The organism is Micromonospora sp. NPDC005206 (assembly GCF_040608175.1).
Classification (GTDB): domain Bacteria; phylum Actinomycetota; class Actinomycetes; order Mycobacteriales; family Micromonosporaceae; genus Micromonospora.
On sequence record NZ_JBEXHU010000009.1, the window covers coordinates 177,701 to 189,747 of the forward strand.

Annotated in this window: 13 protein-coding genes; 8 read left to right on the forward strand and 5 right to left on the reverse strand. The window is 76.2% G+C overall.

Going from position 1 to position 12,047, the window contains the following annotated elements:
- Positions 1-28 precede the first annotated feature (28 nt).
- The 3 genes from ABZU69_RS15675 to ABZU69_RS15685 all read right to left on the reverse strand — a co-directional run bounded on the left by ABZU69_RS15675 (position 29) and on the right by ABZU69_RS15685 (position 2,858).
- Entirely contained in the window at positions 29-1,591 is a 1,563-nt protein-coding gene (locus tag ABZU69_RS15675; RefSeq protein WP_354965017.1) for a DNA polymerase Y family protein, read from the reverse strand.
- Complete coding sequence (locus ABZU69_RS15680; RefSeq protein ID WP_354965018.1) at positions 1,588-2,307, reverse strand: hypothetical protein; 720 nt, start codon at positions 2,305-2,307, stop codon at positions 1,588-1,590. Before ABZU69_RS15680 ends, ABZU69_RS15675 begins: the two co-directional genes overlap by 4 nt.
- Positions 2,308-2,408: 101 nt before the next feature.
- Complete coding sequence (locus ABZU69_RS15685; RefSeq protein WP_354862373.1) at positions 2,409-2,858, reverse strand: SAV_6107 family HEPN domain-containing protein; 450 nt, start codon at positions 2,856-2,858, stop codon at positions 2,409-2,411.
- 443 nt (positions 2,859-3,301) lie between these two features.
- On the opposite strand from ABZU69_RS15685, the gene ABZU69_RS15690 reads away from it, so the two are divergent.
- From ABZU69_RS15690 to crtI, 6 genes are all read left to right on the forward strand, one after another.
- Complete coding sequence (locus ABZU69_RS15690) at positions 3,302-3,790, forward strand: YbaK/EbsC family protein (protein ID WP_354965019.1); 489 nt, start codon at positions 3,302-3,304, stop codon at positions 3,788-3,790.
- Between the two features lie 65 nt (positions 3,791-3,855).
- Complete coding sequence (locus ABZU69_RS15695) at positions 3,856-4,596, forward strand: monooxygenase (protein ID WP_354965020.1); 741 nt, start codon at positions 3,856-3,858, stop codon at positions 4,594-4,596.
- Positions 4,593-5,144: a GNAT family N-acetyltransferase gene (locus ABZU69_RS15700; protein WP_354965021.1), complete on the forward strand. Its 552-nt coding sequence runs from the start codon at positions 4,593-4,595 to the stop codon at positions 5,142-5,144. Before ABZU69_RS15695 ends, ABZU69_RS15700 begins: the two co-directional genes overlap by 4 nt.
- A complete protein-coding gene (locus ABZU69_RS15705) occupies positions 5,141-5,983 on the forward strand; it encodes a carotenoid biosynthesis protein (protein WP_354965022.1) in 843 nt (280 codons plus the stop codon). The genes ABZU69_RS15700 and ABZU69_RS15705 overlap by 4 nt, the downstream gene beginning before the upstream one ends.
- Entirely contained in the window at positions 5,980-7,107 is a 1,128-nt protein-coding gene (locus ABZU69_RS15710; protein ID WP_354965023.1) for a glycosyltransferase family 2 protein, read from the forward strand. Before ABZU69_RS15705 ends, ABZU69_RS15710 begins: the two co-directional genes overlap by 4 nt.
- 11 nt (positions 7,108-7,118) lie before the next feature.
- A complete protein-coding gene (gene crtI / locus ABZU69_RS15715; RefSeq protein WP_354965024.1) occupies positions 7,119-8,606 on the forward strand; it encodes a phytoene desaturase family protein in 1,488 nt (495 codons plus the stop codon).
- A gap of 9 nt (positions 8,607-8,615) precedes the next feature.
- On the opposite strand, the gene ABZU69_RS15720 is transcribed toward crtI, so the two are convergent.
- Entirely contained in the window at positions 8,616-9,305 is a 690-nt protein-coding gene (locus ABZU69_RS15720; RefSeq protein ID WP_354965025.1) for a CDP-alcohol phosphatidyltransferase family protein, read from the reverse strand.
- A 44-nt stretch (positions 9,306-9,349) separates the two neighbouring features.
- Positions 9,350-10,267, reverse strand: coding sequence for a methylenetetrahydrofolate reductase [NAD(P)H] (metF, locus tag ABZU69_RS15725; protein ID WP_354965026.1), 918 nt, complete (start codon positions 10,265-10,267; stop codon positions 9,350-9,352).
- A 278-nt stretch (positions 10,268-10,545) separates the two neighbouring features.
- On the opposite strand from metF, the gene ABZU69_RS15730 reads away from it, so the two are divergent.
- Positions 10,546-10,944 carry a helix-turn-helix transcriptional regulator gene (locus ABZU69_RS15730; protein WP_354965027.1) on the forward strand — a complete coding sequence of 133 codons (399 nt, stop codon included), beginning with the start codon at positions 10,546-10,548 and terminating at the stop codon, positions 10,942-10,944.
- Positions 10,945-10,953: 9 nt separating this feature from the next.
- Positions 10,954-12,036, forward strand: coding sequence for a polyprenyl synthetase family protein (locus tag ABZU69_RS15735; protein WP_354965028.1), 1,083 nt, complete (start codon positions 10,954-10,956; stop codon positions 12,034-12,036).
- Positions 12,037-12,047 lie beyond the last annotated feature (11 nt).

Consider the following 12,047-nt stretch of genomic DNA (forward strand, 5'->3'; position numbering starts at 1 on the left):
CTCCGGCCTGGAGCGGACAAGGACCAGCTCAGTCATAGATCGCCTCCACCAACCACTGCCCGGCCTCGACGGCGAGCAGCAGGGCCGTACCGTCGGCGAGGCCGATCTGGAACCGGGCCCGGCGGTGGGCCTCCGCCGGCACCCACCAGCGCTCGTCCACCGGCCACGGCCCGGCCCAGCCGACGATCTCCGCCGGCCGGCCGGTGCCCACCAGCAGCCGTGCGGGTGGGGCGCTCACCGCCAACCGGGCGTTGACCACCACCGGCTCGCCGGCAGCGTCCTGCACGGTCGCCGCGAGCGGGCTGGCCAGCACCACCGCCGGCGCGGGCGGGGGAAGCTGGCCTGGCCAGGGCGGGGCGCCGGCGCGGGCGGGGACCCGTTCGTCGCCCCACGGCACCAGTCGCACCTGGTCGGCCGGGGACCGCCCGCCGCCGAGCACCGCGGTGACCACCGCTTCCGGGCCGAGGATGCCCTGCACCCGGTTCAACGCCCGGTGCGCCCGCTCCCGCTCCTCGCCGGCCTCCCCCCAGAGGCCGGACTGCAGGCCGGCCTGGGCGATCACCCCGTCCGGGATCAGCCGCAGCCGGATGATGCCGGCCGTCGGCCGGACCGCTCGGGCACCGGCCCGGCCGTTGCTGCCGGAGAGCCAACCGTCGAGCTGCCAGCGCACCCGGTCGGCGATGGCCGCTGCGGTGAGCAGGCCGTCGTGCCGCCACACCCGGTGCAGCTCCTGCCCGTGCGCGGTGACCGCCTCGATGCCGAGCCGGGTGCAGGCCAGCCCGTGCCCGGCCAGCCGGTCGTGCAGCTGCTCGGCCAGCGCGCGGGCGGCGAACGCCGCCGCGTCGACCCGGTCGATCGGCTCGTCGTGCTCGGCGGTCACCGTCAGGTCGGCCGGCGGCCGCCGGACGGCGAGCGGGCGGTGGTCCCGCCCGGCGGCCAGCCGGTGGGCCAGTGCGCCGTCGAACCCGAACCGGGCCAGCACGTCGCCGGCCGGCAACGCGGCGAAGTCGCCGAGGGTCCGCACCCCCAGCCGGCGCAGCAGGTCGGCCAGCGCCGACCGGCCGAGCGCCTCGACCGGCAGCCCGGCCAGGAACTCCGGTGTCCCGCCCGACGCCACCACCCGGCCGGCGCGGGCGGCCAGCCCCGCGGCGAATACCCCGTCGGCGATGCCGACCTGACTCTCCACCAGACACGACTGGGCGATGTGCTCGATGATCCGCTCGGCGGCCGCCTCCTCGCCGCCGAGGTAACGGCTCGGGCCCCGGGCGGCCACCGCGCAGGCTCCGGGGCGGACCACCTCGACGCCGGCGACCAGCTCCTCCACCGCGGCGACCACCGGCTCGAACGCCCGGGCGTCCCGGCCGGGGTCGTACTCCACGACGGTGAGCTGCGGGCAGCGGCCCTGCGCCTCCCGCTTGCGCAGCCCCCGGCGCACCCCCTCGGCACGGGCCCGCTCGGAGCAGGCGACCACCCGGTTGGCGTGCAGCACGGCGACCGGGCCGGTGGCCGGCACCCCGTCGACGATCTCGGCGGCGAGCACCGGCCAGTCCGGGCACCACAGCAGCAGGGTCCGTGTCGGCGAGTCGGTCACCCCGCGCCGACCAGAGTGAGCGCCGGACGGGTCGCGGTCGACACCGTACGAGGAATCACCCGGGTGAGCTCGTCACCGGGAAGCCAGACCTTGATCTCCTTGGGTCGGGCGGCCGCCCCACGCCCGCGCGCCGAGACGGTGACCTCCCGGCGGCGCAGCCGACCCCGGCCCGACCCGAGCCCTTCCCAGACCCCACGGACCACCTGCAACGTCACGTCCGCGCCGTCCCACCGGCCGTACGGGACGAGCACGCTGCCGCGCTGCCGGGCCCGGGCGGCCAGCCGGGTGGCGACCGACGCGGAGACCGCGGCCGGCACGGCGGTGACCACGACGTCCACCCCGTCGATCAGCGCGGCGACCACGGTGGCCCACTCGGGGCCGGGATTCGGCACCAGGGCCAGCCGGTCCAGGGCGATGCCCAACTCGGCGGCCGCGCCCGCGCCGAACGTCGGCACGCCGACCACGGCACACCACGAGCCGGCCCGGGACGCCTCGGCGAGCAGGGCCAGCACCAGCGAGGTGTCCCCGCTGCGCCGGGGTTGGCCGACGGCGACCGCGATGGTGCTGCCCCGACGCAGGCCCCGGTTGGGCAGCAGGCCGGTCAGCTCGGGCGCCACCGGCAGCACCCGGTGGCCGCCGCCGACCGGGTCGGGTGCGCTCGCCGGGCGTACCAGATCGGCCAGTGCGGCGGAACCGACCACCATGCGGCCCGCCATCGGACCAACCCCCCGTCGTTGCTGTGGATCAGATCAGGACCGGCACGCCGTGACGCCGGCCGCCCGACTCCCCCCGCCGGGCGGTCGGCGTCACGGCGGGATCATGCGGCGAGGCCGTCCAGGGCCGGTTGGTGAGCCACGCCGAGCGCGGTCTCCACCACCGTGACGAACTGTTCGGCCGCGCGGAGCAGGTCGTCGGCCTCCCGGGCACTGACCACCCGGGGGATGCCGGCCTCGGCGGCGGCCCGCTTGCCGGCGCCGGCGGCGAAGAACCTGGCCCACTCGTCGAGCTCGGGGGCGACGGCACAGAGCAGGACCCAGACGCTGGTGATCCGGTTGCGCCGGCTCGGCGCGGGTCGGGCACGGGCGGCGAGGAGTGCGGCGGCCGCACGCAGCGCCGCCAGGTGGGCGGCCGCGTAGCGCAGGCCGTCGGGTCGGGTCTGGCCGGCCTCGACCAGCCCGCGCCGGGCCAACGTGAGGAGCTGGGCGGGGGTGCGGTGCGGCAGCACGTGCGCCGGCACCGTCGGTGCCTGAGCCGGGTTGGTCGGCATGGACTGTCTCCTCCACTGGCCGGGGCGTTACCTCGGCGCACTGGTGCCGCCGATGGGATGCCGAGGTCGGATGGTGCGGAGGAAGACGCACCGGGTGTGGCCGGCCGGGTGTGGATGCTTCCCCACACCACACCCGGCCGGCGTACCGGCGGGTTCGTCGCCCGCCGCCCGGGGGTCGTGGGCGGCGGGCGACGCTCCTGCCTGTCGGGACCGGGCTCGCGACTGCCCGGAAACCCAGGTGCGGCCCGCGGAGCCGCACCGGCCGGAGCTGGCGCCGCGAAACACCGCGCCCCGGCTGGTTGGAACGGGCGTTCGAGGCAATCGAACACTCGTTCTAACTGCTGCTGACAGTACACCTCCCCTCCGACGAAAATGCAACGTGTGACGCGCCGGCCCGGTGCACCGGGGTGAACCCGGCACTGCGGACCGGGAAGAATGGCGACATGCAGCCACACCCGAACGTACGGGCGGTGCAGGACGCGCTGGACGGCTCCGGCGCGCTCGACGGCGCCGGCCAGCCCAGCACGGTCCGCCTGCTGCCCGACGCGGTGCACACCGCCTCGGCGGCCGCCGAGGCGCTCGGCGTCGAGGTCGGCCAGATCGCCAACTCGCTCATCTTCGACGCGGACGACGCGCCGCTGCTCGTGCTCACCTCCGGCGCGCACCGGGTGGACACCGCCGGCCTGGCCGCGTCGATCGGGGTCACCCGGCTGCGTCGAGCCACCCCGGAGTTCGTCCGGACGCACACCGGGCAGCCGATCGGCGGGGTCGCCCCGCTCGGGCACCCCCGACCGCTGCGCACCCTGGTGGACACCGCGTTGGAGGCGTACCCGGAGATCTGGGCCGCGGGCGGCGTACCGCAGGCGGTCTTCCCGACCACCTACGCCGAGCTGCTGCGGGTCACCGCCGGCGCCCCGGCCGAGGTGGCGTGAGCGAGCGGAGCGAGCGAACCAGCAGGCACAGCAGCCATGCGCTCGCGCCGCCGCGAAGCGGTGGCGTGAGCAGCGCCGTTCCGGATCTGGTCACCCTGCACGTGTGGCGGACCTCCCGCGGCGCGCTGCCCCGGGCGCTGACCCGGATGGCGATGGACCCGGGCCGGCTGCGCGCCCTGCCGGGCGTCCGGTTCGGCAAGCTGCTGGGCACCGGGACGGGCACCGGCTTCGGGCCGGGTGACGCCGACCTGACCCGGTGGGCGGCGCTGACCGTCTGGGACTCCCCCGCCGCGGCGGACGGCTTCGACGACTCGCCGGTCGGCCGCGCCTGGGGGCGGATCGCCCGCGCCCACGCCCGGGTCGACCTGCGGCCGCTGAGCAGCCGGGGCGAGTGGTCCGGTCAACGGCCGTTCGGCGAGCCGTCGGGCGGCCGGGTCACCGGCCCGGTGCTGGCACTGACCCGGGCCCGGCTGCGGGCCCGCCGGGCGGCCACCTTCTGGCGGGCGATCCCCCCGGTCGCCGCCGCCCTGCGCGACGCGCCGGGGCTGCTGGCCCGGTTCGGTGTCGGCGAGGCGCCGCTGGGCTGGCAGGGCACGGTGAGCGTGTGGCGTGACCCGGCGGACCTGGTGGCGTTCGCGTACCGTCACCCGGAGCACCGGGCGGCGATCATGCGAACCCCCACCGCGGGCTGGTACGCCGAGGAGCTGTTCGCACGGTTCGAGGTGCGCGACGTGGTCGGCGACCGGACGGTGCTCGGGTGGGTCGCCGACGGCGACCCGGGAACGGCGAAGGGTGGACGGGCATGAGGTTGGTGCGCTGGACGCCGGACGATCTCGTCCGGCGGCTGGACGACGTGGTGACCGTCTACGGCGAGGCGATGGGATACCGCACCGATCTGCTGGAGGCCCGGCGCGGCTACATCGCCACCCACGTCCGCCGGCCCGGGTTCCGGGCCGTGGCCAGCCTGACCAGCGAGGGTCACCTCGCCGGCTTCGGCTACGGCTACCTGGGCGGCCCCGGGCAGTGGTGGCACGACCAGGTGCACCGGGCGCTGGACGCCCCGACCCGGCAGCGTTGGCTCACCCACTGCTTCGAGGTGGTCGAGCTGCACGTCCGGCCGCCGGCGCAGGGGCATGGCCTGGGCGCCGGCCAGCTGCGCGCCCTGCTCACCATGGCCGAGGGCGACACCACGCTGCTGTCCACCCCGGAGGCCGACGAGAAGACCTCGCGGGCCTGGCGGCTGTACCGGCGGTTCGGCTTCGTCGACGTCCTGCGCGACTTCCACTTCCCCGGCGACGAGCGGCCGTTCGGCGTGCTCGGCCGGGATCTGCCGCTCGAGCGCCCGGCGTCATGACCCGGCGGGGCATCTCCTGGACGCTGCTCGCCGTCCTGGTGCTCGCCCAGATCTGCTACCCGCTGACCACCGGCGCGACCCGGGCCGGGCTCACCGTGGCCACCGTCGTGCTCGGCTGCCTTCTGTCGGTCGGCCACGCGCTGCTCAGCCGGGGGCCCCGGGCCGCGGTGGCGCTGGTCGCCGTGGCCACCGGTGGCGGGTTCGCGATCGAGGCGATCGGGGTGGCCACAGGCGTACCGTTCGGCAGCTACGACTACTCCGGCGAGCTCGGCCCCAAGCTGGCCGGGGTGCCGCTGATCATCCCGCTGGCCTGGACGTGGATGGCCTGGCCGGCATGGCTGGCGGCGGTCCGGCTGACCGGCGGCAGCACCGGCTCGCCGGCCCTGCGGCGGGTACGCCGCATCGCCCTGGCCACGCTGGGGCTGGCCGCCTGGGACCTCTTCCTCGACCCGCAGATGGTGGCCGAGGGGTACTGGGTCTGGCGGGACGCCACCCCGGCGCTGCCCGGCCTGCCCGGCATCCCGGTCAGCAACTACCTGGGCTGGCTGCTCTTCGCGGTGCTGCTGATGAGCGCGCTCCGCCCGCTGGCCGGCCCGGACGCCGAGCGCACCGACCACCGGGACCACCCGATGATCGCGCTCTACCTGTGGACGTACTTCTCCAGCATCCTGGCCCACGCGGTCTTCCTCGACCTGCCCGCCTCGGCGCTCTGGGGCGCGGCCGGCATGTCGGTGACCGCCGTGCCGCTGGCGGTGATCCTGCTGCGCGCCCGCCGGGCCCCCGACATCCACCGGGAGGGCCACCAGCCGCACCGCCCCGGCGTTGACGCGACCCGATGATCGTCCTGTTCGCCCTGCTGCTCGCCGTCGCCGCGCTGACCGGGCACACCTGGGTCAACGCCTCGCGCTGGCTGCGCCGGCCCACCGACCGGCCGGACGAGGTCGGCGAGCCGGTGGCCGTGCTGCTGCCGCTGCGGGACGAGGCCGCCCGGGTCGCCCCCTGCCTGCGCGCTCTGCTCGCCCAGCGCGGTGTGCCCGGGCTCCGCATCGTGGTCCTCGACGACGGCTCCACCGACGGCACCGCCGACGTGGTCCGCGCGGTGGCCGGCGGCGATCCCCGGGTCACCCTGCTCACCGGGGTCGCGCCGCCGCCGGGCTGGCTGGGCAAACCGCACGCCTGCTGGCAGTTGGCCACCCGGGCCGACCCGGCGGCCACCGCGCTGGTCTTCGTCGACGCCGACGTGGTGCTCGCCCCGCACGCCGTGGCAGCGGCCGTCACCGAGCTGCGCGCCGCCCGCGCGACGCTGCTGTCGCCGTACCCCCGGATCGTGGTGACGACGGCGGCCGACCGCCTGGTGCAGCCGCTGTTGCAGTGGCTCTGGCTGACCTTCCTGCCGCTGCGCGCGATGGAGCGCTCGCCGCGGCCGTCGCTGGCCGCGGCGGGCGGGCAGTTCCTGGTGCTGGACCGGGCCGGCTACACCGCCGCCGGCGGGCACGCCGCGGTCGCCGACAAGATCCTGGAGGACGTCGAGCTGGCCCGGGCGATCAAGCGGGCCGGTGGGCGGATCGCCCTGGCCGACGGCTCCCGGCTGGCCACATGTCGGATGTACGACGACTGGCCGCAGCTGCGCGACGGGTACTCGAAGTCGCTCTGGGCGTCGTTCGGGCACCCGGGCGCGGCGGCCGCCGTGGTGGCGTCGCTGCTGCTGCTCTACACCGCCCCGCCGCTGGTCACGGTGATCGCCCTGGCGGCCGGCGCGCCGGTGGTGGCCGCCGTGGGCCTGGCCGGCTACCTGCTCGGGGTGGCCGGGCGGGTGCTCACCGCCCGAGCTACCGGCGGCCGGTGGTGGCCCGACGCGCTCGCACACCCCGTGTCGGTCGTGGTCCTCGGTTGGCTGACTTCGCGGTCGTACCATCTGCGAAAGCAGCGCCGCCTGACCTGGCGGGGCCGCCCGGTCAGCTAGGAGGGCGCGGCATGGCGCGGATCGTGGTCGTCGGCGCCGGGGTGGGTGGCCTGGCCACCGCCGCCCGGCTGGCCGCCACCGGGCACCAGGTGACCGTCCTCGAGCGGGCCGACACGGTCGGCGGCAAGCTCGGCCGGTACGTGCACGACACCCCGGCCGGGTCGTTCCACTTCGACACCGGGCCGAGCCTGCTCACCCTGCCCGAGGTCTTCCACGACCTGTTCGAGGCGACCGGGGCGAAGCTCGACGAATACCTGGACCTGGTGCCGCTGGACCCGATCGTCCGGCACGTCTTCGGAGACGGTGGCCCGGCGCTGGACTCCTGCGCCGACCCGGTCGAGTTCGCCGCCCGGATCGGGGCCGCCTTCGGTGACCGGGCGGCGGCCGACTGGCAACGGCTGTGGCGCCGGGCGGCGCGGGTGTGGAACGCCTCCTCGCGGGACATCCTGCGACGCACCGTCGACTCCCCCCGCGACCTCGCGTCACTGGCCTGGCGTGTCGGCGACCTGGCCGCCATCGCCCCGGGCCGCACCCTGCGCGGGCTGGGCCGCCGGCACCTGTCCGACCCGCGGCTGCGGATGCTGCTGGACCGGTACGCCACCTACACCGGCGCCGACCCCCGCCGGGCGCCGGCGGCCCTGGTGGCGGTCCCCTACGCCGAGCTGACCTTCGGCGGCTGGTACCTGCGCGGCGGGTTGGGCACGCTCGCCGACGCGCTGCTGACCCGCTGCCTGGACCTCGGCGTGGTCGTGCGGACCGGCGCCACGGTGACCCGGATCGACGCCGCCGGCGGCCGGGTGCACGGGGTACGCCTCGCCGGCGTCACCGCGCCGGTGCCCGCCGACGTGGTGGTCGCCAACGTGGACGCGCTCACCGTCTACCGCGACCTGCTGCCGCACGCGCGTCGGCTGGCCGGGCTGGCCGACCGCAGCCTGGCCGGCTTCGTGCTGCTGCTCGGCGTCTCCGGCAGCACCGGGCTGGCACACCACAACGTCTTCTTCCCGCGCGACTACGACGCGGAGTTCGACGCGGTCTTCGGCGATCCGGGGCGCGGCGTACGGGCCCGACCGGCAGCCGACCCGACGGTGTTCGTCACCGTGGCCGACGACCCGATGGCCCGCCCGGACGGGCACGAGGCGTGGTTCGTGCTGGTCAACGCCGCCCGGCAGGGCACCGCCACGGGCGCGGTCGACTGGCGACGCCCAGGGCTGGCCGACGCGTACGCCGACCGGATCCTGGCGGTGCTGGCCGAACGTGGCGTGGACGTCCGCGACCGGCTGCTGTTCCGGGAGGTCCGTACCCCGGCCGACCTGGACGCGGCGACCGGCGCGCCGGGTGGCTCGATCTACGGCACCGCCGGAGGGCTGCTCCGCCCGGCCAACCGGGGTCCCGCGCACGGGCTGTGGCTGGTGGGCGGCTCCAGCCACCCCGGCGGTGGGCTGCCGATGGTGACCCTCTCCGCGCAGATCGTCGCCGACGAGATCGGCCCAGCCTGGTAGGTGCGGGGGTCAGCCGGCGTCGAGCAGCGCGCGGCGGATGGTGGAGAGCAACTGCCCCAGACCGAAGCCGGCCAGCAGCACCCACACCGCGGTCGCCATGGTGATGGTGCCGGCGGCCAGGTCCGGCTCGATCAGCCCGGCCAGCCCGGCGACCAAAAACCCGACCAGCGCCACCGAGACCCGGGTGGGGCGTTCGCCCACGGTCACCGCGCCGATCTCACGCATGCCGGCGGAGACCGCTCGGGCCCGGGTGTACTCGTGCAGCCAGGACAGCGCGCCGCCCGCGACGACCAGCGCGCCCGGCGCGCCGACCAGCCAGAACGCCAGCAGCCAGGCCACCTCACCGAGCCGGTCGGCGACCGAGTCGTAGACGTAGCCGAGCCGGGTGGTGCGGCCGGTGGCCACCGCCACCGCCCCGTCCACGCTGTCCGCCACGGAGGCGAGCAGCACGAACAGCGCGCCGAGAAACGGCCCGTCCGCCGGCCGGGTCACCAGCAGCGGTACGCAGAAGCAGAGCAGCACTCCGGCCACGGTGACCGCCGTGGGGCTGACCCGCAGCCGGCCCAGCACGTACCCGACGTGGTACGCGAGCCGCAGCCAGGCGCGCACCACCGGCGCGGCTGTGCGGGGGTCGAACCCGCCGTGCAACCGCGCCCACGCCGTGGCGTACTGGTCCCAGTTCAGCTGTGTGCCCACCACGGATCAACCGTCGTGCCGGGCATCAGGTGTCGCGGGCCCCGCGGTCACATCCGCACGCCGGCCTTGAGGTTCTGCCAGACCTCGCGGGTCGCGGTGGACCGGTTGAGGGTGATGAAGTGGATCCCCGGCACGCCCTCGTCCAGCAGCCGGCGGGACATCTCGCTGGCCTGCTCGATGCCGAGCCGGCGGACCGCCTCCGGGTCGTCGGCGACCCGCTCGAAGCGCGCCGCCAGCGCCGGCGGGAAAGGCGCCCCGGACAGCTGCACGGACCGCTCGATGGTGCCGATCTGCGTCACCGGCATCACCCCGGCGAGGATCGGGGTGTCGCAGCCGGCGGCCGCCACCCGGTCACGAAGCCGCAGGTAATCGTCGGCCTCGAAGAACATCTGTGTGATCGCGAACTCGGCGCCGGCCCGGCACTTGCGGACGAAGTGCGTGGTGTCGCTGGCCACGTCGGGTGAGCGGGGGTGCTTGTACGGGAAGGCCGCCACGCCCACGCTGAAGTCACCGGCGTCCCGCACGAGGCGCACCAGGTCCTCGGCGTAGTCCACGCCCTCGGGGTGGCGGACCCACTCGCCGCCCGGGTTGCCCGGCGGGTCGCCGCGCACCGCCAGCACGTTGCGGACCCCCACCCCGGCGAGCCGACCGATCACGTGCCGCAGTTCGGCGACGGAGTGGTTGACCGCGGTCAGGTGGGCCATCGGCAGCAGGGTGGTGTCGGTGGCGATCCGCTCGGTGACCGACACGGTGGTGTCCCGGGTCGAGCCGCCCGCGCCGTAGGTGATCGACACGAACGACGGCCGCAGCGACTCCAGCTCGCGGATCGCCTGCCAGAGCAGCCGCTCCCCCACCTCGGTCTTGGGTGGGAAGAACTCGAACGAGAAGGTCGGCTGACGGTCACGGATGAGCTCCCCGATCGCCGGCTGCGGATTGGGGAGTACCGAGGGAAGACCGAGCGCCACGACCCGACTCTAGCGGGCAGCGTCCGCACCACCCAGGCGCTTCCCGTCGCGTCCCACGGATCGACGGATGCGTGGGCGCGCCCACCTGCCCGATGCCGTCCCGCGCCCCGGCCGGGTGGGCGGAAGCCGTCGTACCCACGGGGTAGTAATGGGTGGCGCGGGAGGGTCGGCGGGGGCGGCCCAGGGGCACGCGCGGGGGTCAGCAGCCGAGCGGTGACGCCGGTCCCGTCCGGTCGGGCGGGCGCTCGTCGCCGCACCGACGCCCGCCGGGAGGACCGATGACCCCGCCCCCACCGCCGCGCCCAGCACAGCTCGGCCCGTTGCTCGCCCGGTGCCGGCTGGCCCGGGGCTGGAGCCAGCAGCGCACCGCCGCCGAGTTGTGTGCCGCCGCGGGCGTGCCGACGTTGAGCCGGCACGAGGTGTCCCGGTGGGAACGGCAACGGCGCATCCCGGGAGGGTTCTGGCTCGGTTGGCTCGCCGTGGTGCTGGACGTGCCGCTGGTGACGCTCGCCGAGGCCGCCGCGGTCACCCAGCGAGCCGGCCCGGCGCGGGCCACCGGGCCGGGGCGGGGCGGGGCCGGCGCGCGGCCGGGCGGACGGCCGGGCCGGAGCCGGACCGGCGAGCGGGCCGGTGGCGCCACGAGTGCCGGGGGAGCGCGGCACGCGGCGACCGGCTAGCGTCGTGGCGTGACCCACGCTGCTCCCGTGTCTCCCGTCGACCGTGCCGGCCTGCGGCAACGGGTCGACAAGGCCCTCACCGAGTTCCTGGCCGGCCAGCGGGCCCGTTTGGCCGACGTCGACGACGCCCTGGCCCCGGTGGCGGAGGCGATCGAGGCGTTCGTGCTCGGCGGCGGCAAGCGGCTGCGGCCGGCCTTCGCGTACTGGGGGTTCCGGGGCGCCGGCGGAGTGGACGGCGACCAGGTCCTCACCGCCCTGGCCGCGCTGGAGTTCGTGCAGGCCAGCGCCCTGATCCATGACGACCTGATGGATCGCTCCGACACTCGGCGCGGCGAGCCGGCGGTGCACCGGCGGTTCGCCGCCCGGCACCGGGCGGCCGGCTGGGGCGGCGACCCGGACGGGTTCGGTGACGCGGCGGCGATCCTGCTCGGCGATCTCTGCCTGGTCTGGTCCGACGAGTTGCTGCACTCCGCGGGACTGGACCTACGGGCGGTGGCCCGGGCCCGGCCGGTCTTCGACGAGATGCGCACCGAGGTCACCGTCGGGCAGTACCTCGACGTGCTGACCCAGGTCACCGGGGACACCTCGGTGGAACGGGCCAGCAAGGTCGCCCGGTACAAGTCGGCGAAGTACACGGTCGAACGTCCGCTGCTGCTCGGCGCCGCGCTGGCCGACGCGACGGCGGACGTGCGGACGGCCTACTCGGCGTACGGGCTGCCGCTGGGCGAGGCGTTCCAGCTCCGCGACGACGTGCTGGGGGTCTTCGGCGACCCGGCGCAGACCGGCAAGCCGGCCGGGGACGACCTGCGCGAGGGCAAGCGCACGTACCTGGTGGCGGCGGCCGTGGAGGCCACCGACGACGCCGGCCGGGAGCTCCTGCTCAGCCGGCTCGGCGATCCGGAGCTCGACGAGCAGGGGGTGACCCAGCTGCGCGAGCTGATCTCCGCGAGCGGGGCGCTGGCCCGTACCGAGCAGCGGATCGTCACGCTCACCGACGCGGCGCTGGCGGCGCTGACCGCCGTCGACCTGGACACCGAGGCCCGCCAGGCCCTGGTCGACCTGGCGATAGCCGCCACCCGCCGCGCCGACTGACCCCTCCCCCG